This window comes from Archaeoglobaceae archaeon, from assembly GCA_038734275.1.
In the GTDB taxonomy this organism is placed as follows: domain Archaea; phylum Halobacteriota; class Archaeoglobi; order Archaeoglobales; family Archaeoglobaceae; genus WYZ-LMO2.
Genome location: JAVYOO010000002.1, coordinates 113755 through 139563 on the forward strand (window position 1 = coordinate 113755; position 25809 = coordinate 139563).

At 43.3% G+C, this 25809-nt stretch carries 31 protein-coding genes and 1 tRNA gene; 11 read left to right on the top strand and 21 right to left on the bottom strand.

The genetic code is table 11. The features are described from left to right. The first annotated feature begins 3 nt into the window (after positions 1 to 3). Entirely contained in the window at positions 4 to 426 is a 423-nt protein-coding gene (locus tag QXI54_03200) for a DUF371 domain-containing protein (GenBank protein ID MEM0302161.1), read from the top strand. Here the strand turns inward: QXI54_03200 and QXI54_03205 are convergent. Beyond that, positions 397 to 1821: a sodium/solute symporter gene (locus QXI54_03205; GenBank protein ID MEM0302162.1), complete on the bottom strand. Its 1425-nt coding sequence runs from the start codon at positions 1819 to 1821 to the stop codon at positions 397 to 399. The two genes, QXI54_03200 and QXI54_03205, sit on opposite strands and share 30 nt — an antisense overlap. An 82-nt stretch (positions 1822 to 1903) precedes the next feature. Further along, positions 1904 to 3127 carry a phenylacetate--CoA ligase family protein gene (locus QXI54_03210; GenBank protein ID MEM0302163.1) on the bottom strand — a complete coding sequence of 408 codons (1224 nt, stop codon included), beginning with the start codon at positions 3125 to 3127 and terminating at the stop codon, positions 1904 to 1906. A 186-nt stretch (positions 3128 to 3313) separates the two neighbouring features. Between QXI54_03210 and QXI54_03215 the strand changes: the two genes are divergently transcribed. Genes QXI54_03215 through QXI54_03225 form a run of 3 tightly spaced genes read left to right on the top strand, consistent with a single transcriptional unit; the run spans position 3314 to position 4869 of the window. Further along, positions 3314 to 3913: a DUF2589 domain-containing protein gene (locus QXI54_03215; GenBank protein ID MEM0302164.1), complete on the top strand. Its 600-nt coding sequence runs from the start codon at positions 3314 to 3316 to the stop codon at positions 3911 to 3913. A 4-nt stretch (positions 3914 to 3917) separates the two neighbouring features. Next, positions 3918 to 4457, top strand: a complete 540-nt coding sequence (locus QXI54_03220) for a DUF2589 domain-containing protein (protein MEM0302165.1) — start codon at positions 3918 to 3920, stop codon at positions 4455 to 4457. Then, on the top strand, positions 4444 to 4869 hold the full coding sequence (locus QXI54_03225; GenBank protein ID MEM0302166.1) for a hypothetical protein: 426 nt from the start codon (positions 4444 to 4446) through the stop codon (positions 4867 to 4869). Before QXI54_03220 ends, QXI54_03225 begins: the two co-directional genes overlap by 14 nt. A gap of 73 nt (positions 4870 to 4942) precedes the next feature. Here QXI54_03225 and QXI54_03230 read toward each other — a convergent pair whose 3' ends face one another. Next, complete coding sequence (locus tag QXI54_03230; protein MEM0302167.1) at positions 4943 to 6775, bottom strand: aldehyde ferredoxin oxidoreductase family protein; 1833 nt, start codon at positions 6773 to 6775, stop codon at positions 4943 to 4945. Between the two features lie 101 nt (positions 6776 to 6876). Here QXI54_03230 and QXI54_03235 point away from each other — a divergent pair, with 101 nt between their 5' ends. The 3 genes from QXI54_03235 (at position 6877) to arsB (ending at position 9327) form a co-directional block, all read left to right on the top strand. Continuing rightward, positions 6877 to 7971, top strand: coding sequence for an iron-containing alcohol dehydrogenase (locus QXI54_03235; protein MEM0302168.1), 1095 nt, complete (start codon positions 6877 to 6879; stop codon positions 7969 to 7971). A gap of 66 nt (positions 7972 to 8037) precedes the next feature. After that, positions 8038 to 8280 (top strand): HgcAB-associated protein, encoded by a 243-nt coding sequence (locus QXI54_03240; protein ID MEM0302169.1) that lies wholly within the window; start codon positions 8038 to 8040, stop codon positions 8278 to 8280. After that, on the top strand, positions 8281 to 9327 hold the full coding sequence (arsB, locus tag QXI54_03245) for an ACR3 family arsenite efflux transporter (GenBank protein ID MEM0302170.1): 1047 nt from the start codon (positions 8281 to 8283) through the stop codon (positions 9325 to 9327). A gap of 3 nt (positions 9328 to 9330) precedes the next feature. Here the strand turns inward: arsB and QXI54_03250 are convergent, their stop codons facing one another. Continuing rightward, positions 9331 to 10062 (bottom strand): hypothetical protein, encoded by a 732-nt coding sequence (locus tag QXI54_03250; GenBank protein MEM0302171.1) that lies wholly within the window; start codon positions 10060 to 10062, stop codon positions 9331 to 9333. Positions 10063 to 10146: 84 nt separating this feature from the next. On the opposite strand from QXI54_03250, the gene QXI54_03255 reads away from it, so the two are divergent. The 3 genes from QXI54_03255 (at position 10147) to gltA (ending at position 12660) form a co-directional block, all read left to right on the top strand. Continuing rightward, positions 10147 to 10219, top strand: a tRNA-Gln gene (locus QXI54_03255). 144 nt (positions 10220 to 10363) lie between these two features. Then, positions 10364 to 11206, top strand: coding sequence for a sulfide/dihydroorotate dehydrogenase-like FAD/NAD-binding protein (locus tag QXI54_03260; GenBank protein ID MEM0302172.1), 843 nt, complete (start codon positions 10364 to 10366; stop codon positions 11204 to 11206). A 5-nt stretch (positions 11207 to 11211) separates the two neighbouring features. Then, entirely contained in the window at positions 11212 to 12660 is a 1449-nt protein-coding gene (gltA, locus tag QXI54_03265) for an NADPH-dependent glutamate synthase (protein ID MEM0302173.1), read from the top strand. On the opposite strand, the gene QXI54_03270 is transcribed toward gltA, so the two are convergent. The 6 genes from QXI54_03270 to pstS are packed head-to-tail and all read right to left on the bottom strand — an operon-like array spanning position 12657 to position 17156. Further along, a complete protein-coding gene (locus QXI54_03270) occupies positions 12657 to 13052 on the bottom strand; it encodes a low molecular weight phosphatase family protein (protein ID MEM0302174.1) in 396 nt (131 codons plus the stop codon). The two genes, gltA and QXI54_03270, sit on opposite strands and share 4 nt — an antisense overlap. Further along, entirely contained in the window at positions 13034 to 13627 is a 594-nt protein-coding gene (locus tag QXI54_03275; protein MEM0302175.1) for a PhoU domain-containing protein, read from the bottom strand. Before QXI54_03275 ends, QXI54_03270 begins: the two co-directional genes overlap by 19 nt. Further along, positions 13624 to 14373 (bottom strand): phosphate ABC transporter ATP-binding protein PstB, encoded by a 750-nt coding sequence (gene pstB, locus QXI54_03280; GenBank protein MEM0302176.1) that lies wholly within the window; start codon positions 14371 to 14373, stop codon positions 13624 to 13626. Before pstB ends, QXI54_03275 begins: the two co-directional genes overlap by 4 nt. Beyond that, the gene (gene pstA, locus QXI54_03285; GenBank protein ID MEM0302177.1) at positions 14370 to 15197 is read right to left on the bottom strand and encodes a phosphate ABC transporter permease PstA; all 828 of its coding nucleotides are present in this window, start codon (positions 15195 to 15197) and stop codon (positions 14370 to 14372) included. The genes pstB and pstA overlap by 4 nt, the downstream gene beginning before the upstream one ends. Next, complete coding sequence (gene pstC / locus QXI54_03290) at positions 15190 to 16089, bottom strand: phosphate ABC transporter permease subunit PstC (GenBank protein MEM0302178.1); 900 nt, start codon at positions 16087 to 16089, stop codon at positions 15190 to 15192. The genes pstA and pstC overlap by 8 nt, the downstream gene beginning before the upstream one ends. After that, positions 16089 to 17156 carry a phosphate ABC transporter substrate-binding protein PstS gene (gene pstS / locus QXI54_03295; protein ID MEM0302179.1) on the bottom strand — a complete coding sequence of 356 codons (1068 nt, stop codon included), beginning with the start codon at positions 17154 to 17156 and terminating at the stop codon, positions 16089 to 16091. The genes pstC and pstS overlap by 1 nt, the downstream gene beginning before the upstream one ends. Positions 17157 to 17269: 113 nt before the next feature. Here pstS and QXI54_03300 point away from each other — a divergent pair, with 113 nt between their 5' ends. Then, positions 17270 to 18205 (top strand): phosphate uptake regulator PhoU, encoded by a 936-nt coding sequence (locus QXI54_03300; protein ID MEM0302180.1) that lies wholly within the window; start codon positions 17270 to 17272, stop codon positions 18203 to 18205. Here the strand turns inward: QXI54_03300 and cbiE are convergent. Genes cbiE through QXI54_03355 form a run of 11 tightly spaced genes read right to left on the bottom strand, consistent with a single transcriptional unit; the run spans position 18178 to position 25733 of the window. Beyond that, positions 18178 to 18732, bottom strand: a complete 555-nt coding sequence (gene cbiE / locus QXI54_03305; GenBank protein ID MEM0302181.1) for a precorrin-6y C5,15-methyltransferase (decarboxylating) subunit CbiE — start codon at positions 18730 to 18732, stop codon at positions 18178 to 18180. The two genes, QXI54_03300 and cbiE, sit on opposite strands and share 28 nt — an antisense overlap. Further along, complete coding sequence (locus QXI54_03310; protein ID MEM0302182.1) at positions 18726 to 19553, bottom strand: cobalt-precorrin-5B (C(1))-methyltransferase; 828 nt, start codon at positions 19551 to 19553, stop codon at positions 18726 to 18728. The genes cbiE and QXI54_03310 overlap by 7 nt, the downstream gene beginning before the upstream one ends. After that, positions 19537 to 20853, bottom strand: coding sequence for a precorrin-3B C(17)-methyltransferase (gene cobJ, locus QXI54_03315; GenBank protein ID MEM0302183.1), 1317 nt, complete (start codon positions 20851 to 20853; stop codon positions 19537 to 19539). The genes QXI54_03310 and cobJ overlap by 17 nt, the downstream gene beginning before the upstream one ends. Continuing rightward, positions 20828 to 21472: a cobalamin biosynthesis protein gene (locus QXI54_03320; GenBank protein ID MEM0302184.1), complete on the bottom strand. Its 645-nt coding sequence runs from the start codon at positions 21470 to 21472 to the stop codon at positions 20828 to 20830. The genes cobJ and QXI54_03320 overlap by 26 nt, the downstream gene beginning before the upstream one ends. A 32-nt stretch (positions 21473 to 21504) precedes the next feature. Next, entirely contained in the window at positions 21505 to 22197 is a 693-nt protein-coding gene (locus tag QXI54_03325) for a cobalt-precorrin-4/precorrin-4 C(11)-methyltransferase (protein MEM0302185.1), read from the bottom strand. Then, complete coding sequence (locus tag QXI54_03330; GenBank protein MEM0302186.1) at positions 22194 to 22784, bottom strand: SAM-dependent methyltransferase; 591 nt, start codon at positions 22782 to 22784, stop codon at positions 22194 to 22196. The genes QXI54_03325 and QXI54_03330 overlap by 4 nt, the downstream gene beginning before the upstream one ends. Next, entirely contained in the window at positions 22769 to 23269 is a 501-nt protein-coding gene (locus tag QXI54_03335) for a methyltransferase domain-containing protein (GenBank protein MEM0302187.1), read from the bottom strand. Before QXI54_03335 ends, QXI54_03330 begins: the two co-directional genes overlap by 16 nt. After that, entirely contained in the window at positions 23266 to 24159 is an 894-nt protein-coding gene (locus QXI54_03340) for an ATP-binding cassette domain-containing protein (protein ID MEM0302188.1), read from the bottom strand. The genes QXI54_03335 and QXI54_03340 overlap by 4 nt, the downstream gene beginning before the upstream one ends. Then, complete coding sequence (locus QXI54_03345) at positions 24156 to 24881, bottom strand: CbiQ family ECF transporter T component (protein MEM0302189.1); 726 nt, start codon at positions 24879 to 24881, stop codon at positions 24156 to 24158. The genes QXI54_03340 and QXI54_03345 overlap by 4 nt, the downstream gene beginning before the upstream one ends. Continuing rightward, entirely contained in the window at positions 24844 to 25092 is a 249-nt protein-coding gene (locus tag QXI54_03350) for an energy-coupling factor ABC transporter substrate-binding protein (GenBank protein ID MEM0302190.1), read from the bottom strand. The genes QXI54_03345 and QXI54_03350 overlap by 38 nt, the downstream gene beginning before the upstream one ends. Further along, the gene (locus QXI54_03355; GenBank protein ID MEM0302191.1) at positions 25089 to 25733 is read right to left on the bottom strand and encodes an energy-coupling factor ABC transporter permease; all 645 of its coding nucleotides are present in this window, start codon (positions 25731 to 25733) and stop codon (positions 25089 to 25091) included. Before QXI54_03355 ends, QXI54_03350 begins: the two co-directional genes overlap by 4 nt. Positions 25734 to 25809: the final 76 nt, after the last annotated feature.

The following is a 25809-nucleotide window of genomic DNA, read 5'->3' on the forward strand; positions in this document are numbered from 1 at the left end:
TTAATGATTTTTGAAATTATCGCTTTTGGGCATCCGAATATAACTGCGAGACATAAAACCACTTTTGAAATAACAAAGGACGAGGAGATCTCGAAGAGAGCGGACTGCGTTATTGGTGTTAGAGCAAGCAAAAGCATTTCTGAAATTCCGGAAGAGGCAAAAAAGCTTATAAGAGCGGGAACAAAGGTTGAAATTGAGATCTCTTTGCCGGACTATGGAATTAAGGATCATGCGGTTGGCTTCGGCGATCAAAGGCTTAGTTTTACTCATACAAAGGACATCGTCATTAGAAAGAGCAAATTTGTTTGTGGAAGAACTTTGCTGATCTCAGCAAATAAATCAGCTTTTGAGCTAAGCAGAGAACTTGTAGAGCTTTTAAAGGATAAAAAAACAGAGTTACTTATTCTTTTTAAGATTGAAGGCTAAATACGTTAGCGCTGAAGCAATAAGCCCGGGAACTACTGGATAGGTGAAGAACTTCGGATAGAAGTAGATCTGCCAGACTATGCAAACCGCAACCGCAACGATCATTGAAGCAACAACCGCCTTCGAATTTACACTCTTTGAGTAAAGCAATGCAAGAAGCGGAATTAGGAATGCAGAAGTAATCACAGAGAAGCTAACTCCAACGATTCCGACGATTATATCGGGAGGATTAACTGCAAATGCAACCGGAATTAAAGCAAATATAACCACAGAAAGCCTAGTTAGCTTTAAAGCAGTAGAGTCAGAAATCTTCCTGAAATTCTGAAGCAGATCTCTGACAAGAGCGGTGGCGGAGACATGCACGAGCGAGTTTATTGTAGACATTGCTGCAGCTATTATTGCGGTTAGAAGCAAGGCGTTAACTCCAACAGGGAGCATTTTCATTGCTATGTATGGCACAACTCTGTCAACGTCTTTCAAAAACGTCGGAATTTGATCTTTGGGAATTAAAAGCCAGCCAAAGGGACCGATGCTGAAGACGCAGATCGCAAATATGCCAATGATTATTGGAGTCAGGATCATTCCATAGCCAATTACCCTTTGATCCCTCGCAGCAATGAATCTAACGACAAGCTGTGGGCTCGAAAGCTGGGCTATGCTTATTGCAAATGTAAGGCTTAGCACAAATGGCACAACCATTCCCGCATTCACAACTGGCGGTGGACCGAGCTTTCCAAATTCGAATAGCTCAGGCTTGACTTCTGAAAGTTTTTGCAGCGCTTCAAAGCCACCGCAAACATAAAGCACAGAAATGAAGAGCACAATGGCACCAAAGAACATTATGACTCCTTGAATTATGTCTGTTGTAACAACCGCCCTGAAACCGCCGATCGCGGTGTAGAGAGTAACGATCACCGCAGTTATGATAAGTGCGTCGACGTAGCTTATTGAAAGCATCGTCTGTAGCAGATTTCCCGCTCCCTTATAGATCGAGACCATGTAGAATTCGAAGAAGAAGAGTATTATGAGAGCACAGATAACCTGAGCAGTCTTTCCAAAAGATTTTCCAAAAAGCTCAGGAATCGTCATTACTCCATGCTGATCCGCGAGCCTCTTCATTGGTGGTGCTATGATAAGCCATGCAAGGATCGCAAATAGGATATGGAAGAAGATCAGAAATGCAGACCACTGAAAGCCCAGCAGGAAGCCAGTCCCACCACCGCCAAGAAACGCAGCGGTGCTGAAGTATGTGGCAAAGAATGAAAAGCTTACCGCAAGAGCTCCAAGTTTCTTGCCAGCGATGTAGAAATCTGGCAAATTCTTTGTTCTGCGATACTCATAGAAACCAATCGCTACCATCAAAACCAAGTATGCTACAAAAACTTCGAGGATCATAGCATTCTCCTCGCTCTGCGAACCGCAATTATTATCCCAACAAGTATTAGAAATACAGATGCTCCATAAACCGTTTCGATTATCATAATCTCACCAACCTCCTCGCCTTTCCTTCAAATCTTTCGAGAGTTCCTTTGCTAAGAACAACAAGTTCGGGATTTATTCCAATAAACTCCCTGAAGTCTTTACTCAATTTCGGTAAAACGGAATTCTCACCTTCAAGAAGAATTCTAATTTCAGAGCCTACTTCGATTTTATACTGTGTAATTCCGTAGCTTGCAAGAATTCTCTCAACATCGCTTGGATAAAACTTTGCTCCGCTATGTATGATCATGTCATCTGTGCGACCTTTAATTCTCTTGAGCGTGATATGCTCAATTCCGCACTCGCAACGCTCAATAGCTACGATCTCCGAAACCTCGCCACTTCTGTATCTAATGAGGGGCATCGCTTCTCTGTTTATTGCCGTGTAAACTATTTCGCCTTCTTCACCTTCGCCCAGCGTTTCACCAGTTTTCGGATCAACCACTTCGACAATGTAGTTGTCCTCCCACATGTGCAGACCTTTGCGAAGTGGACACTCGAAGCCAACCGTGCCAACACCGCCCATCTCTGTAAGTCCGGGGATGTCATAAGTTCTTGCTTCAAAAAGCTCTTCAATTCTTTTTCTAAGCTCTTCACTCCAAGGTTCCGCTCCAAGGAGCATTTTCTCAACGGGTAAATCTGAAGGCTTGTAGCCAAGCTCTTCAGCGACTTCTGCAATTCTTAGCGGATAGCTTGCTGTTGCACAAAGCACCGTGGTGCCAAAGTCGAGCATGAAGCGAATCTGGTTCCTTGTATTTCCCGCTCCAATAGGGATTACAAAGGCGTTGATTGCATCTGCAGCAAAGTGAAATCCAAAGCCCCCGTTCCAAAGCCCAAACGCGGGAGTGATCTGAATGACATCCTTAGAACTAATGCCCGCTATTTGAAAAGCCCTTAAAACCATTTCCTTCCATTGCTCAACGTCTTTTCTTGTGTATGGCACTATAACTGGTTGTCCAGTGGTTCCACCGCTCATCTGAATTCGAACTATTTTCTCCTTTGGCACACAGCTCATTTTCAGCGGATAAGCGTTGCGAAGATCCTGCTTTGTCGTGAAAGGAAGCTTTGAAATCGTCTCTGGAGTGATTTTATCGAGATCAATCTCTGAAAATTGCCTCCTGTAAAATTCGCAGTTCTCGTAGACGTATTTAAGCGTATACTTTAGCCTTTTTCGTTTGATTTCTTCGATTTCCTGTCTTTTCATGTAGACTCCATCACTCACGTAGAAAAAGTATATGCTCAATATTTAAGCTTTTACCTTCTTGAAGGGATTATGCTTAAGCGTAGCAAAAACTCTGCAGTTTCCATTGGTAACCTAGCAAGTCTTTTTCAGCACGAGAATCGAATAGGACGTATTTATCTCTCACAATTATTTATTTTGACTTTTGCTATCAAGCGTAAATCTTATATGGTTCATGAGTATGAGATAATTGGTGAGAGAATGGCAAACATACCTGCGGAGCTTTCCGCTCTGCCTTTGGAAAGTCTTATAGGGAAGCCGTTAGAGGCTGCTGTAAGAGCGCAGGCTTATGCTGCGATGACGACTGCGAGATTTGTGCAAGAAGTTGGATTAGACGAGGATGGAAACGTTAAAAACATCACCTTTAAATTCAAAAGGAAAACTGTGGACCCTGAGAAATTGAAAGAAGGATTAGGCAAGGAAATTGTGGAAGAAGATGCTACAATTGAAGCACCTTTGCTTACGATTCTACCAGTGCCCTTCATAAGGATCAAAGACATGACAATCCACTTCAAATTCATAATAAAAACTACGGATGTGGACAAAACTCAGCACGATTTCTCTTCTTCGATTACTGCAAAGGCAGGTTGGGGATGGGGAAGCGTTAAATTGACAGCGAGCTACGGCTACAAGAGAGAAACAAGGTCGCAGGTTGACAGAAGTGCGGAACTTGAAATTACAGTCAATGCAGTGCAGGATGAAATGCCCGAAGGTCTAAGGACTGTTCTGAGCATTCTGAAAGAGGCAATGGTTCCAGCAACTAAGTGATCCCATGCCAGAAACACCGCTATATCTTGAACAGATCATATCTGCACCACTAACAGCGATCATTCAAGCCCAGAAGGAGTCTGCCATCGCTACCCTTCAATTTTTACTCTCTCAGATGGAGGAAAGGGAGGAGGCAGGCAAAAGAAAAAAGGTTCCTGTAACGCTTGAGTTTAGCTACACGCAAACAGTTCAGAATCCTGATACAGGACAAATTGAGGCTATTCCACTGAAGATGAGCATACCTGTAGTCACTCTTGTGCCAATTCCATTCATAAGCATCGAAGAAGCAGAACTTGATTTCAAGGCAAAAATCGTTGCAACGAAGTTTAAGGAGGAGAAAGAAATAAAACTACCAGCTTTATTTAAAGAAAAATTACCTCTACCCACCTTATATGCTGTATACGGTAGCAAAGCAAATTCTGATCTTACAGGAGAACTGAATATAAAAATAAAGGCAAAAAGAATAGATGTTCCAGAGGGTATGGCAAAAATGCTTACAGCATTGAGCAACTCAATACCGGTGACCAAAGATGAGGGAAAGTAGAGAAATAGCAAAGATCGATCCAACGAAGTTTCCGACAGACAAGCCAACTCCTGTGGAGAAGCCTGTAGCTGGGGAAAAGAAACTAACTCTCGGAGATCTAACAAACAACATAGCCTTAGCGGTTCTCAAATCAAAAGTGATCGTTGACGCTGAGAGTGCAAAGGTAAAAAGAGAAGTTTATGATAGAGACGAGATCCTTAAAAACATACCCTTGACGACATTCGAGATCTCAGACGTCGAGATAGAGCTGAAATTCCTTGTTGGTGGCGTGGAAAAGGAAGACGTGGTGATTAACGTTGAGCCTGAACAGCTTACGAGGGCACAGAATGCGGTTTCGAGCATTAAGTTTAAGCTAGCAAGCAAAAAGCTTTCAGAGTTCCTCATAGAAGGAAAAGAGAGATTAATAAAGTAGTTTTTTGGAATTCTGGGAGTGAAAGTTGTGGAACAGCTCGTTGAAATTAAAAAATATGAAATATTAAAATTTTTTAGGGAATCTCCAACTCCTTTAACTTTTCCTTCGTTGGCATTCCATTAACCCAGCCACGGAGTTTGTAGTATTCCTGCTTCATTTCTTCAAATTTCTGCGGATCCACGACCTGACCTTTAGCAACACCGTCTGGCAAAGCTTCGGTGAGCAAACGCTTCGGCAAAGCATCATCCTTTGCATCAAAGCCAAACTTATTCATTATGAGCCTTTCGAGATTGTAAATGCGCTCTCCAATTTTCATTAAACCGCTCTCGCTAATTTCCCAACCAGTCACAGCTGAGAGAAGTTTTGCGTAGTCTCCCGCTCCGAGAGCGAAAGTTGAGAACAGACAATTCACAGTAGAATTTACAACAGACGTGAAATCCTGGAAGATCTTAACCCACTCCGCCTTTCCTTCATATTTAAGCGGGTCGAGCTTTGTCGGGAAGCCCGTGATCTCTGGAGCAATTGTATAGCCCGTTACATGACAACCGCCACGATTTGCTGTGGCGTAGTTCAATCCAATCCCCTTTATTGCTCTCGGATCATAAGCAGGCATTTCCATTCCCTTGACGCTCATAGAAAGCTCTGGAGCTCCAAATAGCTCTGCAAGTCTTTTGCTTCCCAAAGCCAAGTATTTGCCGAAGCCCGCTTTGTATGCGGTTCTCCAGACTGCGTCAACCAAAGCTGAAGCGTTGCCAAAGGACAAGTCCATTCCCTGCAAGTCCTCTGGCTTTACGTAGCCCTTCTCGTAAAGCTCCATGGCGCATGCGATCGTTGAACCCATCGTGATTGTGTCCAAGCCAAGTTCGTCGCATAGGTGGTTTGCTTTGATAACCGCTTCGAGCTGCATAACTGCGGTGTCGTTGCCGAGAGCCCAGATGCTCTCGTATTCAGGTCCTTCTGTATTCAAGATCTTGAAGAACCCCTCTTTGACTTCAGTAGCTCTTCCACAGCCAATGCTACAGCCCCAGCACGCAATTCTTTTTCTGAGAAATTCCTTTGCAAGTCTTTCACCGCTTATTTCGTCAGCTTTTTCATTGTAAGCTTTCTGCCAGTTCTTAAACGGCAAACCACCGGCGTTGTTGATCACGTTTACAAGCACAGCTGTGCCATATTTTGGCAATCCTGTGCTGGTTATCGGGTTTGCCTTAAGCTTTTCTAAAGCTTCCTTGGAAGCTTGCTTGAATTCTTCAGCTTTTACAGGCTCTGGTTTCTTTTTTCCAGAAACAACTATAGCTTTTAGCTTCTTTGAACCCATGACCGCTCCTACTCCAGTTCTGCCAGCTGCTCTGTGTTCGTCGTTCATTATTGAAGCAAAGTAGACAAGGTTCTCGCCAGCTGGTCCAATGCAGGCTACACTGCCATCATTAGCGAGGGCTTTTGTTGTGTCGAAAACGTTAAGCCCCCATAACTTCTTTGCAGACTTGATTTCAGCTCCATCTTCGTTTACATCAAGATAAACTGGCTCCTCACTTTTTCCTTCAATAACAATTGCATCATATCCAGCGAATTTAATGAACGGCCCGAACTTTCCACCGCTGTTTGCAGAAGCAACACTTCCAGTAAGCGGACTCCTCAAAGCCATCACGTGATATCTTCCAGACTCAGGAAATCCTACAACGCCTGTCGCTGGACCTGTAGCAAAAATGAGCACATTTTCTTCTCCAAAGGCATCGATGTCTCTTGCGGAAATTCCGAGTTTTTCGTATTCCATTAGATAATCGTAAAGAAGCCTTAAAGCATATCCTTTCCCGCCGAGATATTTCTTTGCTATCTCCATGTCTGTCTTCGTTTCCTTAACGCTGTTCTCGCTCAAATTCACCTTCAAAATTTTTCCCATGTATCCCATAAAATCACCAAATCTTCATAGGAATTCCAAGATTATATCACTTTCGTTCGTGAATAAACAGAATTTGAAAATGTTTATCTATACGAAATCAAACAGTTTTCATGTTCGCAGTTCCAAGAATTGAATATGGCGAAAAGGCTCTTGAAAGCCTAAAGAATGACAATTTCGGCAGAGTGCTCGTTTTTACAGACAAAAATCTTAGAAAGCTTGGTTATCTCGAATACCTGATTCCAAATTTAAATGCGGAAAAAATAGAGGTCTTTGATGAGATCGAAGGTGAGCCAGATGTTCGTTTAGCGTTAAAATGCTCTGAATTTGCAAGGAATTTTGATCCTGAAGTTATAATAGCCCTTGGTGGTGGTAGCGTTATAGATCTTGCCAAATTTGCAAGAGTTGGGATGGAAGTTAATGTTGAGCCAAAGGAAGTTAAGGTTAAGCTAAATCTCAGAGCTTTAGGATTTAAGAAGAAGGCTAAGCTAATAACGGTGCCAACCACAAGCGGTAGTGGTGCGGACGCAACTCTGGCGGTGATGCTGAAAGAGGGCAATTCGAAGATCTCCGCAATACACTTCGATTTAATTCCAGACATGACGATTCTCGATTATAGACTTGTAGAAAAGATGCCGAAAAGGCTTGTTGCAAGCACTGGCATAGATGCTTTGGCTCATGCAATCGAGGCTTATCTAACAAAGCTTCACAATGAATTGTCGGACTTATTTGCCCTAAGGGCGACTGAGCTAATTCTAAGCAATCTGGAAAAGTCTTACGATGGAGATCTAAAGGCAAGGGCTATAATGCATCTCTCAGCAACAATGGCTGGAATTGCGATCAACAATTCCCAGCTTGGCGCTGTTCACGCTTTAGCCCATGCTTTCGGAACCGCTTTCAGCGTGGATCACAGCCTAAGCATTGCGTTATTCCTTCCAAAGGTGCTGGAAGCCTATATTCCCGAGCAAAGACTTGAAGAGCTATCGAACAGACTTGGATTCAGAAGCTCGGCGGAATTTGTCAAAAGGATTGAGGAACTGATTGAAAACTTATCTTTGCCTTTAAAAGCTTCGGAGCTCGTAAAAGAAGATCTGCCTTCGAAACTCGAACCGCTTGTGGATTCAGCGATGAAAGATCTTAGCTTTAGATTTGCTCCGAAGGCTTTAAGCAAAGAACAAGTATTTGGCATCTTCAAGCATACTTTTTAAATTTTTATAAAATTTGCAAATTCTGAAAATTCAGAAAATTTTAAGAACTGAGAAAAAACTAAAACTGTGAGCTGTAGAATTTGCAAACTCGAAGCAGTGGTGAGTATCGACAATCGAGGACAAATTTTGCTCCCGAAAGAGCTCCGTGAGAGAGCAGAGCTTAAAGCGGGAGATAAGCTTGCAATTCTTTCTGCATGTGACGAAAATGGAAAAGTTTGCTGTCTGATCTTTATGCGGGCGGAAGTTATAGAGAATCTCGCTGTTGAAAGGCTCTCTCCAACGCTAAAAGCAGTATTTGGAGGTGATTAAATGCAAAAAAGAGAGCTTAGTTTAATCGAGAAATATCTAACAATTTGGATCTTCTTAGCCATAATCTTTGGTGTGGCTTTGGGCTACGTTTACCCAGAGATCTCGATAATACTCTCAGCCATGAGCATCGACACAACTTCGATACCAATAGCGATCGGTTTGATTTTGATGATGTATCCACCGCTTGCTAAAGTAAAATACGAAGAAATGGGCAAAGTATTTAGGAATTTAAAGCTTCTCAGCTTTTCTCTGACTCAGAACTGGATTGTTGGACCAATTGTGATGTTCCTTCTTGCCATAGCTTTGCTTCGCGATTTGCCAGAGTTCATGATGGGTGTGATTCTCGTTGGCTTGGCAAGATGCATTGCAATGGTTATAGTGTGGAACGAGCTTGCCGAAGGAGACAGAGAGCTTGCTGTAGGCTTGGTTGCTTTCAACGCATTATTCCAGATCCTTTTCTATGCGGTCTACATCTACATCTTCATAACCTTGGCTTTGACCAAGTTAGGGCTTGCTGAAGGTGTAAACGCTGAAGTCAGCATTGTTGATGCTGCAAAAACCGTTTTCATTTACCTTGGCATTCCCTTCATCGCTGGAATTATAACGAGGTTCACGAGTTTCAGATTAAAGGGCAAGGAATGGTTTGAAAATGTTTTGGCGCCGAAGATCAGTCCTATAACACCAATTGCCTTGCTTTTCACTATCGTTGTTATGTTCTCGCTCAAAGGAGAATACATCGTCGAACTGCCTTACAATGTTTTGAGGGTTGCGATTCCCTTAGCGCTTTACTTCCTGATCATGTGGTTTGCAACTTTCTTCATAGCCTACAAGCTCGGCGTTGATTACCCCAAGACGACTGCGGTTTCATTCACAGCTGCAAGCAACGACTTCGAGCTGGCAATAGCGGTTGCAATTGCGATCTGGGGGATAAACAGTGATCAGGCTTTTGCAACTGTAATTGGACCGCTGATAGAAGTTCCAGTGCTGATAAGCCTCGTCAACGTTGCCCTGAAGTTCAGGGAGAAGTTCTATGGCATCAAAACATAATTTTTACTCTGCATTGAACCATTCATAATCCAGCTTCCATTTGTGATAGTTGTAATCCAAGAAGTGCAGAACTCCGCTTGCAATTGTGGAAAGGAACAGATAGACGAAATCTTGAAATAGAAAAATCAAAAATATCCAAGGAAAAAGCAAAAGAAATATGTGAGTAATTTTAGCTTTTTCGTAGTTTTCTTCTAAATTTTCGGGCTTTTCAGGGTTTAAAAGCATTTTAAATGCCAATGCGGTTAGAAAACTGCAGGCAAATGAAACTTCGCTGGCATTTTTCCCTCTTTTTGTCTCTAAAACCAAGTTTTTAAAATCGTGTGGATAGCATTTTGTCTCCTTTGCAATCTTTACTGCTTTGAGGTCGACTGAGAATTCAAAGCTTTCTCTTTCCTCATGCGCAGATTCTGAACGGTAGCTGAAGATCCAGAGTTTTTCTGTAGGATCAACTGCGTAATCTTGCAGGTAATGAATCGCCCTTCCAAGAGGTTCGTAGAAACTCTCTCCTCTCATATACTGTTTTCTCGCCCTTTTTAAGTGCTCCAGAGCGTAATCAATAGCCATTACATCGTGATGCGGAACTCTTCTTCTGTAAACTCTCCTTCTTCCAGAAGCCCAGTAGTAATCAGGATCTTTGTCTGGCAGAATGCTTGCTTGAGCTATCTCCCTGCAGTTTTTAAGCATGAAGTGTCTGCAAATCTCGGATGTAATCCTAATATGGTCTTTCCATTTCACATAGAGAGTGGAGAAGGTAAGATATCTCGTTTACTGTGTGGTGTAAAGATAACTTTTTTAATCGTGTTAACTATAAAACCTAAAAGCCCCGTGGGGTAGTGGTCAATCCTGCCGGCCTTTGGAGCCGGTGACGCCGGTTCGAATCCGGCCGGGGCTATCTTTTATGGTCTGGTTAATTTTAATTAATTGTTGTTGCTAATAAAGAGAGCTTAAGAGCCATACATTCCAATTTTTAAAACTATTTTTCATTAAATTAAACCTTAGATCAAAAACTATTTAAACATGAGATATTCCCAGAGTTATGATGTATCGAATTGTTAAGAAAGAAGATCTAGCTCCGACTATTAAAAAATTTGATATCCATGCACCATTGATAGCAAAAAAGGCAAAACCGGGCCAGTTTGTTATGATCAGAATCGATGAAAAAGGTGAAAGGATTCCGCTAACAATCGTTGACGCTTCCCCTGAAAGGGGAACGATTACAATTGCAGCTCTCGAAGTTGGAAAAACAACAAAGAAGCTGAATTCTATGAAAGAAGGCGATTATATCGCAAACGTTGCTGGTCCACTTGGAAATCCAGCTGAAATTGCCTATTATGGCACCGTTGCATGTGTAGGCGGTGGAGTGGGGATTGCATGCATATATCCTGAAGTGAAGGCATTCAAAAAGGCGGGAAACTATGTAATCTCGATACTTGGAGCAAGAACTAAAGAAATGCTGATCCTGAAGAATGAAATAAAAGAGTGGAGCGATGAGCTTTACGTTGCAACAGATGACGGCTCCGAAGGCTTCCATGGCTTCGTTCATTTGTTACTCAAAAAGCTGATCGAGGAGGGAAAGCGGTTCGATCTCGTGGTTGCAGTTGGTCCTGTGCCGATGATGAAAGCTGTAGCTGAGACCACAAAGCCCTATGGCATTAAGACGATCGTTAGCCTTAATCCGATAATGGTAGACGGCACTGGGATGTGCGGATGCTGTAGAGTTGAAGTTGGAGGCAAAACGAAGTTCGCCTGCGTTGACGGTCCAGAATTCGACGCTCATGAGGTTGACTTTGACCTGCTGATGGCAAGAAACAGGAGATTCGTTGAAGAAGAACGCTTGGCTTTAAAGAAGTTCGAAGAAAGCTGTGCGTGTGGAAGGTGATTGAAATGGCAAAAGTAAGAGAAACAAAGGTTCCGATGCCTGAGCAACCGCCTGAGGAGAGAATAAAGAACTTCAAAGAGGTTCCGCTTGGCTACACTCCAGAGATGGCAATGGAGGAAGCAAAGAGGTGTCTACAGTGCAAGCCAAGGAAGGGAAAGGAATTTCCGCCTTGTGTTGAAGGCTGTCCGGTGAATGTTAACATTCCAGAATTCATAAAGGCTATTAAGGAAGGAAGATTTGATGACGCGATAAAGATCATCAAGGACAAGAACAGCCTACCCGCAATAACGGGTAGAGTCTGTCCTTACGAGAATCAGTGCGAAGGAAACTGCACTCTCGGCAAAAAGCATGAACCTGTTGGCATAGGAAGACTTGAAAGATTTGCAGCAGATTACGAAAGAGCTAAAGGTTTTACAATTCCTGAAAAACCAAAGCCAAATGGCAAAAAAGTTGCCATAATTGGTTCAGGACCAGCAGGGCTTACTGCTGCGGCGGATCTTGCAAAGAAGGGTTACGATGTGACAGTATTTGAGGCGTTGCATGAGCCCGGTGGAGTTCTTGTTTACGGCATTCCTGAATTCAGGCTACCGAAAGAGATCGTGAGATACGAGGTTGAATACATAAAAGCCTTGGGCGTCAAGATTCTTACAGATGTTGTTGTGGGGAAAACGATCACCTTAGAGGAACTGCTGAACGAATACGATGCTGTTTTCATAGGCACAGGCGCTGGATTGCCGAATTTCATGAACATTCCCGGAGAGAATCTCAATGGAATTTACTCTGCAAATGAGTTTCTTACAAGGCTAAATCTGATGAAAGCTTATGATTTCCCCAACTACGATACCCCGATAAAGGTTGGCAACAGAGTTGCAGTTATTGGTGGAGGAAATGTTGCGATGGATTGTGCAAGATGGGCTCGAAGACTTGGCAAGGAGGTCTATATCGTTTATCGCAGAACCGAAGCGGAGATGCCCGCAAGAAAAGAAGAGATCGAGCGTGCAAAAGAAGAGGGTGTGAAGTTCCTACTCCTGACGGCTCCGATAAGATATATCGGCGACGAAAAAGGGTGGGTAAAGCAGATGGAATGTATAAAGTTTGAACTCGGAGAGCCTGATGCTTCAGGAAGAAGAAGACCTGTGCCAATAAAGGGTTCGGAGTTTATAATGGACATTGACACAGTTGTGGTTGCAATCGGACAAAGTCCGAATCCATTGGTTCCGCAGACAACTCCAAAGCTTAAGACGACGAAGTGGGGGACAATAGAAGTGGATGAAGAGCTAAGAACTTCAGTTGAAAGAGTCTGGGCGGGTGGAGACATTGTAAGAGGAGACTCAACAGTTATTCTCGCAATGGGTGATGGAAGAAAGGCTTCGCTTTCGATCGACAAATACCTCAGCAGTCCAGATAGAAAATGGGAGTTCAAGGGTAAAGCAGAGCTAAAGGATAAAAGTTAACCCTCAAGCTCCTTTATTAGTTTTTTAATCTTTTCTTCGAGTTCTTTGAATGCTTTCTCGTAGGCCTGATCTCCTTTACCAACAGGATCTTCGATCTGCCATCTGAGAACTCTTTTGCTGGGCAAAATCAAACAACTCTCATCGCACACAGCAACGATCAGATCGTATTCGTCAAGCTTGACTTCTTCAATGCTTCTTGGCTTTTCCTTAGCTTTCAATCCGTTCTTCTCAAGAATTTGCCTGACCTTGCTATCTATCTTCTCGGCTTTCTGCAATCCCGCACTTTCCGCTTTCCACTTTTTGGCTAAGCTGTTAAATATTGCTTCAGCCATTACACTTCTTGCGGTGTTTTTAACGCATACAAAAAGAACTTTCATTTGATCCACGTCCATTTACCTTCTTGAACGTAAACAAGCCTTGTTGCAATCTTACATAGCAAATCGCCTATTCTCTCCACGTGTCTTACTGCAAGAACCTCTTCAACACACCTAAAGTTCTTTTCAATGTCTTCAAGAAGTTGGATGTATAGATCGTCCACTTTATCGTCGAGGCTGATCATTCTGTCCTTCAGGTTTTCTATATTGCTGAAGCCTTCCTTAACGACGTCAAACATCTCAAGAAGTGGCTTTTCTGCTTCAAATATTTTCTCCCTTAGCTCGCACTCATAAAGCGAGATCTCCTGTGCAAGATCCACAATCCTCTCATAGGCTGAGGAGATCCTGATCATTCCGAGGGCAAATCTCATGTCCTTAGCCATTGGTTGAAAACGAATTATGAAGTGCGAGCACTCATCATGAATCCTTGCCTCAAGCTCATCGCTTCTTTCTTCTAATGCAGAGATCTCTCTTACAAGAGTCCTGTCGTTTTTATGCGACTTAAAGCAAAGCTCCACCGCTTTTTTGGCTAACTCATGCAAAACCAAGACTTCCTCACTTATACGCCTGATCTCATTTTCTATTAGCTTCATCCTATCCTCCCCGTCACGTATTTTTCAGTAAGTTCATTTTTCGGCTTTTCAAAGATCTCGTTAACGTCTCCAACTTCCACAACTTTTCCCAAATACAGAAAGGCAACCTGATCCGCTATTCTTGCAGCCTGAGCGGGAGAGTGCGTTACAATCACTATTGTGTATTCCTTCTTCAGCTCTTGGATCAGATCCTCGATCTTACTCGCAGCGATCGGATCAAGGTTTGCGGTTGGCTCGTCCATTAGCAAAACTTTTGGCTTCAATGCTAAAGCTCTTGCTATGCAAAGTCTCTGCATCTGACCACCACTCAGCTGATTTGCCTTATTTTTAAGTCGATCCTTCACTTCATCCCATAGCACTGCCTTTTTCAAAGCCCATTCCACAATATCGTTAACTTCCTTTCCCTTGGCAATTCTGTTGCATTTAACCGCAAAGGCAATGTTGTCATAGATGCTCATGTGCGGAAACGGATTTGGATGCTGAAACACCATCCCGACTTCCCTTCTAAGCCTTGTTAGATCCATTTTAAAAATGCTCTGTCCAAAAAGCTTGATCTCGCCACGAATTTTGACGTTGTCATTGAGCTCGATCAGCCTATTAATTGCCTTTAGCAAAGTCGACTTTCCACAGCCTGAAGGACCCATTATTGCGAAGCAAATTCTTTCGGGTATGCTCAGATCAACTCCCTTAAGCACTTCAAGGTTCCCATAACTAATCTTAAGCCCTTCTATCTCCACAGCGTTCACGTTCTCACCATGCTAAGCCTTATTGGTAAAAATACCGCTAAAAAGAAGAGCATTAAAACGAGTGCAGCTCCCCATGCGATCTCGTGGTAGTTGGCATAGGGTTGCTGAACCAAGTAATAGATCCAGAGTGGTATGGCTCCAACTGGCTCAAGAACTCCGCCTGTGCTTCTCCATGCATTGCCAGCGGTGAAGATCAGTGGAGCTGTTTCCCCTGAGACCTTTGCCATTCCAATGAGCAACCCTGTGATCACACCCTTCTTTGCAATCTTTAGCGTTATGGAGAAAACAACCCTAACTTTTCTCAATCCCAATGCGTAAGCCCCCTCTTTATACTGCGCTGGCACACTCCGCATAGCTTGCTCAGTATAAGTTGCAACATAGGGGAGCATGACGATCATGAGAGCAAATGCTCCCGCCAAGGCTGAAAAACTGCCTATTGGCATTACTAAGATCGCCATCACAAAAAGCCCGACAAGGATCGTTGGAAACTCGAGCATGATCAGCAAAAGGGATCTTGTAGCCCTGCTGAGAGCATTGTTCGGATATTCCGCAACGAAGATCCCCGCAAGAACCGCCAATGGGATTCCCATTAGCGAAGCAAGAAAGACCATCATAAATGTGCCGTAGATTGCGGGAAAAATACCCCCTCCCTCTCTATTCGGTGCAGGAAGAGTTTCTGTTAGGAACGCGAGTCCGTATTTCAGTAGCACAGGGATTCCATTTGCGAAAACGCTGAAGAGTATATGGAAGAGCGGGAGAATTACCAAAAAGGCTGAAAGTATTAGATATATAACAAAAACTTTGTTTTTCAGTTCTCTAAGCATATCCCCACCTCTTCAAAACAATTAGCCCCGCTATGTTAACTATCAGCCCGATCGTAAATAAAGCAAGCCCCGCAGAGAAAAGAGCGGAAGGCATGAGTTTGTAAGCGAAAGCATTGCCAAATTGATTTGCTATTAGCGAAGAGATCGTGTATCCGGGAGCGAAAAGGCTCGCATCGATGTTGAATGCATTTCCGATCACAAGGCTCACCGCTACCGTTTCTCCAACCGCTCTTCCAAATGCCAAAAGCGTTCCCGCAATGATTGCGGGCTTTATGTAGTTCAAAAGAACTTTCGTCGCTTCAAACCTTGTTAAGCCAAGTGAATAAACCGCTTCTCTGTAAATGTTGGGGATCGCCATATAGGCTTCTCTTATTAGCGAAGTTGCGAATGGTGTGACCATTATTGCAAGCAATACCCCAGCGGAAAGATAACTGAAACCTGTCGGATTGTAGTATGAAAAAAGTGGAATAAATGAGAAATGTCCATGGAGAAACTTCATGATCTCTGCCAAAGTCGGAACGAGAACGAAGACCCCCCATATGCCATACAAGATCGTTGGAAGTCCCGCCATTATGTCTGTCGGGATTATGAGCAATTCTTTAAGCCGTCTTGGCATAAGATCCGCTACAAAAACTGCAAGACCAATCGAGATTGGCAGAGAGATCGTTATTGCAATTGTTGAAATGTAAATTGTGCCATAGATCGCAGAGAGTATTCCGTAAAACTCTTCTTCAGCAACCTCGCTCGCTTTCCAGATGTTTGTTGTGTAGATCGCAACCCCTTCGTGTTGAAAGATTGGAATTGAATTTAAGGTGAAAACAAGGAGCATGAGAATGATTATACCGAAAACTAAACCAACTACGGGCAACAAAAAAATTTTGAATTGATCCATTACTCACCTCTTATACTCTCGACCGCTTTAAGCCCAAGCTCGGCAATTTCCTTTGGCAGAGGAGCATAGCCCTCTATTATGTGCTTCTGCCCTTCCGTGAGAACCCATTTCCAGAAGCTCTTGATCGCCTGAGCTTCATTCTGCGGATAGCTTTGCCATAGTAGAACGTGGCTGAATGAAACTATCGGATACGAATTTTTGCCTCTTGCATTCAGGAATTGCTTGGGATCCTCCTTATACCCTTCCTTTGGATCTGGAACATAAGCTGAGCTTGCAGAAATTGCGGAGCTTATTGTTTCTGCATTTGCCTTTACAAAGTTACCTTCCGCGTTCTTAAGACTAATCATTTTGAAGTTCTCATGCAATGCGTAGGCAAGCTCCACGTAAGCAATGCTATTCGAAATCTGCTTGAACATCGCTGAAACCCCCTCATTACCCTTTCCACCAAAACCTCTGCCAATCTTGTCAACAGGCCATTCAACAAGCTTGCCCGCTCCAACCTTTTCTTTGAAGTCTTTGCTTACAAGTGAGAGATAAGTTGTAAACACTTCGGTAGTTCCGCTTGAATCGCTTCTGTGAATCACTATGATCTTCTCGTGAGGCAAGTTTGCATTAGGATTCAAGGCTTTTATTGCCTGATCATCCCAGAACTCTATTTCGCCCATGAAGATCTTTGCAAGCGTTTCACCATCGAGCTTTAGCTCATCCACTGGTAGATTGTAAACTACAACAACCGCACCTACAATGAATGGAAACTGCAACGGTTCGCCAAGCTTTTTGAACTCGATCCATTCTGACTCCTTTGCAGGCGGATCTGTGCAGGCAAAATGAACAAGCTTCGACTTGAAGTCATTTATGCCCGCTCCGGAGCCTTTGCTTGCATACTCAACGATCACGTTTTTATTAACCTTGCTGAACTCGTAGATCCAGTTCTCGATCTGTGGTGCGGGAAAGCTTGCTCCACTGCCGTAGATCTTTATCTGCTCCTTTGCTACATCTTGCTCTGAAACACAACCGAGCAAAAATACTGCAAACAAAATTCCTGAAACTGCTATCCATTTCTTCATTCCGATCACATGAGAATATACACTTTGCAATTTATATTTTTTATCCATATATTTTAAGTAAGGTATATATGGGTATATAGCAAAAGTATTTTAAAGATCCAACCACTTAGCTCATGGAACCGAGAAAGATCTTCAAAAGTGGAAAAGGAAGCTATATTCTTACCTTGCCAAAAGACTGGGTTCTGAAGAATGGCTTAAAAGACGGAGACTACCTTTATCTGGATTACTCGGGTGAAAAGATCATTATTTTGCCAAAAGAAACGGGTAAGAAGACAGTTTTTTTGGATCTAAACGATCTAAGCTTTGATAGAGTCCTTAGGAGGATCGTTGCCCACTACCTCGCGAACTACGACGTCGTAAGGGTTAAGGTGAACACTGAAGAGCAAAGAAGGGCTTTAGCGTTTGCTTCGGATCTTTTGATTGGCATGGAAGTCATGGAAGACACTGGAGACGAGATGGAGCTAATGGCACATCTTGATCCCTCAAAGATCAATCTGAACGAGATGGTGGAAAGGATCAGCAAAGTCGCTCTAAGCATGCTTTCAGACTTTATTAAGCTCTCTTCGGAAAAATTTGACAGAAAAATTGCAAGCTCGATCGCATTCAGAGAAGGTGAGGTGGATCGACTTTATCTGCTGATCTTGAGGCTTGCGGGTGATCAGAGATTTTTCAGATCATTTGTCAGGCATGTCGAAAGGATCTCAGATCACGTTGAAAACATGACTGAAGCTATGCTTAAGCTTGGAAAATGTTACAAAGAATTTTCTGCTCTTAAAGAGGTTTACGAAGTTCTCAAGCAGTCATTGATGGCTTTTATGAAGATTGAAATCGAGATGGCAGAAGAAGTTCTCGATAAAATAGCAGATCTGAAGAAAGAGTTTGCAAAACTGCAGGAAGAACTGCTGAAATACCCAAAAGAGGAAATGATCTATCTTAAGACGATCTTCGACAGCACGATCAGAATTCTCGCCTACTCTTCAGACATTGCTGAGGCAACGATAGATCGAAGCATTGCGGAAGCCTATCTCCAGACAAAGAGGATCGAGTAGTCGGAAGAGATCTTGATCTCGTTCGCCTTTCCAATTAGGATCTTTTCATTTCCGCAAATGTTCTCAAGCAACGCAACTCTTCTGGTTCCAAAAATGCTTGGATCAAATTTTTTGTCCGCAAGAATGAGCAGATTTCTCTTTTCGATCAGCTCGAGCTCTTTCTCAGCATTTCTCGCATGAGCGTCGATCACGATTGCGTTGCACAAGTCCTCGCCAAGCCTTGCAAGAGCCATCTGAACGCTCGAAATACCGGGCTCAATGTTGCCTTTAAGCTTTGTTCCAAGCCCAGCAACCATAGGATCGCCAGTGGAGAGAACTACAACCTTTTTCTGCTTTGCTAAGCTTTCTATTTCCCCATAGATCCTTTCATCAAACTTATTAAGCTCGTGAAATTCGCCTGAAATGAATTTCGAGGCAAGTTGAAGAGCCCTTTTGCTCCCAAAAACAACCTCAGCCTGACTTATAAGCTTAGAAGCTCTTTCCGTGATCTGTCCTTCACAAATTCCAACCCCAACAATGTTCAGCAAATTACCACCTCAATAACATTTCCCAACTTCTTTGCAGAATTCAAAACCTCCATTTGCTCAGAAGAACCAAAAACGTGCTTCAGCAATCCGGGCTTTCCAACAATTATTATTTCGCCGGAATGAGCTGAAATGACTTCCTTCAAATGGACTCCAAATACGAATGGCTGAAATTCTGGAAATTTCTCCTTTGCGATCTTCCAGCTCTCTCTGCCAGTTGTTATTGCGATCTTTTCATACCTCTTTGCGATCTCAATCTTCGTCCTCAGAAGCTCCTCGCACCATGGCTCAACAAAGCCAGTGGTGCCAAGAATTGCAATTCCATTCAGCTTCTCACTCTTCTGCTTATAATCCGCTTCCACCAGAACTCCACCCTTAAAATCGAAAAGCTCGCAGGCTCTCTTATAATTCATAAGCATTTGCCCCATCGCGGATCTGCTCACAACATAATCACCATTCTTTGCAATTCCAGAGCCAAATTTTATTCCGAACTCTTCAATAAGCCTTGCTTTAAAGGCAACTCCGTTAGTAACGTCAAAAGCGTGATCTCCAGAGAATTTCACAGCAGTAGCAAAGCCTTTCTTGGCTATCACTGGCACTTCAACATCGATCCCCACAGGGGTTTTTACCTTCACTTTCTCCAGATCCTCGTAAAGTGAGGCTATTGAGGCAACTATTGAAGCACTGGCGGTCGTTCCAGTTGTGATCCCACGCCTTAGCCAGCCGTTCGGAGTCAAAATATAGAGACCACTCCTGATCCTCTTCTCCACTCCTCTTCTAAGCCACTCTTTCGGATACTCGTAGAGCTCAATCGGATCTCGCATGCTCGATCAGGCAGTTGAGAATTGCTGTGCAGACTCCACTGCCACCTTTGGTTCCGACTGTTGTGATTGATGGCAGATCGAGTTTTCTGATCATCTCCTTCGACTCACTTGCTCCCACAAAGCCCACAGGAGTTGCAACGACAAATGCGGGCTTGTGCTCTTCAGCGATCTCGCACAGTGCCATTGCAGAGCTTGGGGCATTTCCGATCCCTACGATCGCCCCTTCTATCTCCTTTGCCAAATTCAGAATTCCTTCAGCGGTTCTTGTTCTTTCACTGCCTTTTGCAAAGCTTACAGCAGAAATTGCTTCAGCTCTAAGCCCCGCTTTTACCATTTCGACGTCGACTATGATCTTTGCCCCTTCTCGCAAAGCCTTAACAGCTTCATCAGGATCTCCCTTGAAGACTATTAGATCTTTGTAGCTTAAGTCCCCAGTCGCCATCACCGCCCTTCTGACGATCTCTTCCTTCAGCGTATCTCCCGGAATAAAATTCCTGAGAATTTCTGCACTCTGCTCCGCAATTTCTATAGCCTTCTTTGTCTTGGCTCCAACTTCGTATTTCATGCTGTAGCCTCTTGGTGTGAGCATTCTCTTGTCTGTTGCCACGGTTTCTGAGCTTGAAATGATCAGAATTGTGCTCATGTCAACTTCTTCCGTGTTAAGCTCGCTCAAATTCTTTATTTTGACTTCTTCGCCCTCTCTGTATGCATTTCTTACAATCGCAACCTTAACGTTTCCTCGCTCAGAAAATACAATTTCAAGGGCTTTTTTCAGATTATCCGCCCTTTTAAGGCTTGAAGGATTGTAGATCGCTATGGGGACATCGCTTCTGAGCATAACCCTCAGTTTGTGTTCAATCTTCCCCCAGTCCACGAGCTGATCGCTCAGGCTTAATACCGCATGATCTCCGCTAACCGCACAGCCCAAAAGAGAGTTTGCAGCATTTAAAGCGGTAATACCCGGGATGATCTCGTAATCGATCTCGATCGAATTCGTTGCTATGAACTCTTCAACAAGCGAAGCTATCCCGTAGATGCAAGGATCTCCACCACTTACCAAGCAGACCTTTTTATCCTTAGCAAGCTCAATCGCCTTTTTAACCCTGTCAAGCTCTTTTCTCATTGCACTCTCTATGATCTCACCTTTAACGAGATCTTTAATGAGTTCAATGTATCTTCTATGTCCAATTACCACGTCAGCATTTTTAAGAGCTTCATAAGCCTTCAGAGTTAGCAGTTCCTTGCTTCCCGGACCTATTCCAACAACGTAAAGCTTACCTTGCGACTGCAATCGTAACACCTCCAAAAACCTTCTTTGGCAAAATTAACTCCTTATTTTTTGAGTAGTAAAGTGCACAGGCTTCCGCAACATTTTTGAGCCCGATCTTTACCGCAGAAGTCTCTCTAACATTCATAGAATTTATAGTTTCTTCAGAAACAAATCCTGCTGGGAGCCCAAGGTATTCAACCGCTTTTCTGAATTCTGAATCCTTTTTCTTGATCATGGCGGTTGCAACGATCTTAACATCCTTTAATGAAATTTTCAGAAGGTTAATTGCTTCATTTATCGCTTCAACTATCTCCTGAGAGCTTGAATTTTTTCTAAAGCCAACTCCTATGCTATAACCTTCCTCAAATTCCGCAGAAGTAGTGATCACCGCTTTCATTCCAAGCAATTCAAGTCTTTTTGCAACCTCATTTGCCCCTTCATGCCCTCCAAGAAGTGGGATCGCATAGCTGAGACTGGGATCAAGAACAACGATGGCAGGATCTTCAAATTTACTCTTGAGCTTACCGCAGAGTTTTCTAACAACAACTCCCGCGGGAGCTCTGAAAATGAGGACATCGTATTTTCCGAAATCGATCTCGTCATTCCAGAGCAATAGATCAGCCTTAAGAAGATCTGCGACCTTCTTCATTCTTTCAAGATCTTTTTCAAAGCAAATTACCGCTATGAGTATAATCTCGACCTCCTCACACGCTTTAAAGCCTTTCCAACCACTATTACTGCCATTCTATTGATGTCCTTTGCCTTTTCAGCTATATCTGAAAGCGTCCCCTCTATAACCTTTTCACCTTCTTGGGAAACTCTGTAAGCTACCACAGCGGGTTCATCGCCCCTGATCTTTAGCAATCTCTGTGCAAGCTCCCCGATCTTTCCTGAGCTTAGCAAAAACACAAGCGTTGAGTTCGTTTCAGCAAGTTTCTCGATCTCATCTCTTTCGAGTGTTTTTCCAGCACTCCTCGTTATGATCACCGTCGGCGTGTCTGCGGTGGCAAGTTCAGCTTTCAGCTTTGCAGAGACTGCGAAAACACTGCTCACTCCCGGCACAACCTCGCACTCAATTCCTCTTTTTTCAAGCTCTTCGATCTGCTCAACTATTGCTCCATAAATGCTCGGGTCTCCGCTTTGCACTCTTACAACTTTCTTGTTCTCTTTAACGAATTTCTCAATCGTAGCAACGATCTCTTCAAGTTTCATTCCGTGGCTGTTGATCTTGAGTGCCTTGAATTCTGAAAGACTGCTCTCCGGGATTATTGAGCCGGGGTAGATTATAACGTCCGCCTCCTTGAGCAATTTGTAGCCCCTAATAGTAAGCAACTCTGGGTCACCGGGGCCAAAGCCTACAAAGTAAACCTTCACCTTTTCACCCCAAGTATAAGCGAGAAGTAATCCGCTTCATTCGGAATTTCCTTGCTGATCCTTTGTCCTTCCATATATAGTCTTTCAACGAATTTTAGCTCCGTAAATCCCATAGCCCTGAGCTTTTCCGCAATTTCGCCACTTCTCTTAGCTTTCATAACCGCAATCACTTCTTCCTCAAAGTTTGTCGTTATTAGCAAAGACTTCTTTACAAAAGTCCTTGTCATTGCGAGAGCAGAAAAAACGACACTAACCCCTGGCACAATCTCGATCTCAGCACTGGGATCGAGCTTTAAAACTTCCTCAGCAAGCTCTGAAAAGGTTGAGTAAAGCACCGCATCGCCTATACAGCAGAAGGCTATTTTTTCTTTCTTGATCCTTTCAACAAGCTCCTCTGCCAGTTTTCTTGCAACTTCCTGCCCCTTTCCCATCGGAAATTCAACAATTCTTGGCTCTCTGAACCGCCTAACAAGCTTTTCCGCATTTTCCCCGGGAACGATCACTTCATTCGCTTCTTTGAGCACTCTGATCGCCTTCAGTGTCAGCAATTCCGGATCCCCTGGCCCAAGGCTCACTCCGTAGAGCATGCGACCACCATGAATACTGGATTTAGGGGTTTAAAAGCAGTTCCGCCCGCAAGCTCATAACTTCTCCAGACGTTTAAAGCGATCATTTCGCAATTCCATCCTAAGCTCTTCATTTTCCCTAAAGCTTTTAAAGCCACTTCAATCCTCGCTGCGTTCACTGCAATCTTCTTGGCTTTCTTGCAGGCGATTTCAAGCATCTCTTCAAGCCTCTTTGTTCCGCCAAAGAAAACGAGATCGTAGTCGTATTTGCTCAAAAAATCTAAACCATCCATGCAAATAACTTCGCAGTTCAGTCCAGAAAGCCTTTTTTTCGCCTCTTCAAGCACTTTTTCGTCAAGATCTACTGCGTAGACTTTTTTAACAAATGGTGCGAAGAATTCCGCAACGCTTCCACTTCCACAGCCCACATCCACAAATATTTGGTCTTTGCTTGGCTTGAGCTTTGCAAAAAGAACTCCGATCGCTTCAAGCTTCGTTACCTTCATTTTGTTTCCCCTAAAAGTTCCTTCAATTTCTCAAGACTTCCATTTTCAAAGTTAACGACTACGCAATGACCTTCAGAGGCTTTCAAAATTGCCTCCAAGAGCTTTTTTATTTTCTCCATGTTTGGAGCATTTCCGTTCAAATTCACAACAAAATTTGAGCCAATTTTTTCATTTTCGGAAATGATTAATTTTCCAAAGCCAAAAGTTCTTATTCCGATCTTTCTTGCAAGCTCAAAGTTTAGGCTTTCGCCCTCGTAAACGATCCGACCATCTTCGAGGTAGTAAAAACGATCTCCAACTCTTTTTGCGAGATCGAAGTCATGTGTTGCAATGATAATGCCCTTTCCCGCATTTCTAAGCTTTTCAATTAGCTCTATCATGGCATCAAAACCGAGCTGATCCAAGCCTGCGGTTGGTTCATCGAGAATTACGAACTCTGGATCCATCGCTATTGCGTCAGCAATCGAAAGTCTTTTCTTTTCTCCACCGCTAAGCTGACTGCAGAGCCTCTTCTCATAGCCCTCGAGCCCGACAAGCTTTAAAGCCTCTTCAACCTTCTCAAGTGCTATTCCCACGTTTGCTGGTCCAAAGGCTACTTCCTGCCATACTGTCGGAGCAATAATCTGCTCGTCTGGATTTTGAAAAACGATCGAAACTCTCTTTCTGAGCTCCAAAAGGCTTTTTTTATTGTATTCAATTCTTGAACCGTCTATTCTGACTTCTCCTTTTTTTGGCTTGAGCAGTCCATTCAGGTGCAGAAGAAGGGTTGTTTTCCCCGCTCCATTTTTGCCCATTAAAACCGTTACTTCTCCCCGCTTTGCTCTGAAGTTTACACCTTTCAGAACCTCTCTGTCCGCGTAAGAGAACCAGAGATCGATCGTTTCGATCATATGAGCAACCCCATAGCCATTAGGCTAAGCAGAATGACTGCAAAAACAGAGCCCTTGCTTTTAAATTTTTGCATAGGGAAAACGCCAGCATCGCATCTTGCTTCTTTCGCCCTCTCAAATTTCTCAACTTTTTCAAAAGATCTAAGGAATAGCATGTAGCTGAGCATCGAAGTGGTTTTTATTGATCTTCTGATCCCAAAAAAGCCAAGTCGTGCTTCAGCTGAAATTCTAAGGCTCTCGATCTCTTCCAGCAATACTTGGATCGCTCTGTAGCTGAGGAGCATTAGCTCTCTAACGAATCCCTTCAGCCTGATCGCCGAAATGAACTCTGGGAGGGTTGTTGTTAAAATGAGGTAGCTGAATGCTGATAAAGCTGAGAAAGATCTCAGCATTACGTTCAAAGCAGTTTCAACGCTTTTATCTGTGATTTTTAGAAAATAAAAGCTCGCAACTTCTTTTCCATCGATTGTGAATAAAATCACGAGAATTCCAAGAAAAATAAAGCCGAATGGGATTTTTATAATCTTAAAAAAATATTTTGATGCGTGAATTGAAAGAGCTGAAAATAATACGAGAGCTATGAGCTGGGTATGAAAGTCAAGAAGGATCAGCGGTAGCGATAGCAGAACTAACCACACCTTGATTGGGCCATCGATCAACTTCCTGGAGTTTACCTGAACACTTTCAAGACTCTCGCTCATGTCTTCCGAGGAAGTAGCCAACGAGAAAACCGCCTATTCCAGCTTGAATGCTGAAAAGCAGTGTTTCGATCTCCCCAGCAGGCTCAAATAGGGGTGAGAACCACGGCTCGTAATCTGGGTTGATCTCCTTGATCTTCTCTTCCGCAACCTCGTCTGTCCCTCGCCATTCCTGAGCGGAAGCGGTTAAGATCAGAATAAGAAAGATTGGAAAAATTAGTCTTTGGAGCTTCAAGCGGTGCTCACCTCCGGAGTATAGGTCTTAATGCTTTTGAGGAGCGTTAAAGCGACAAAAGCTTCGATCACTGCAATTGGAACTTGAGTTATTGCGAAGATCCCGAGGAATTTGATTGCTGAAGCAAGCACTCCTTCAATTCCCGGAGTAGCGGGATAAGCAAGGGCGAGCTGGAATGAAGTCATAACGTAAGTCATGAGATCTGCAACCGCTGCAGCTGAAAAGAAGGCAACCGAAAGGCTAAACTTCTTTAGAGCCTTGTATACTAAAAAGCCAAAAATTGGTCCGAAGATGCCCATTGAAAATGTGTTTGCCCCGAGCGTTGTTATCCCGCCGTGTGCAAGGAGTAAAGCCTGATAGAGCAGTGCAATTGAGGAAAGGAATGCGGTAATAGAAGGTCCGAAGAGCACAACCGCGACGCCAGTTCCAGTCGGATGAGAGCAACTTCCAGTGACTGAGGGCAATTTAAGGGCGGATAGGACAAATATGAAACCCAATGAGACCGCAAGCAATGACTTCGATTTTGGATCCCTTTCGATTTCCTTTTTCACTTTCCAAGCACCATAAACTACAAACGGAATTGCCAAAGCAAACCAGAAAGCACTCCACTCAACCGGGAGGAAACCTTCCATTATGTGCATCAAATTCACCTGACATTTAGTAAAATACGTTTGTATAAAAATTTTTTGGTTCGTTGTAAGATAAATTTGCCTTTCA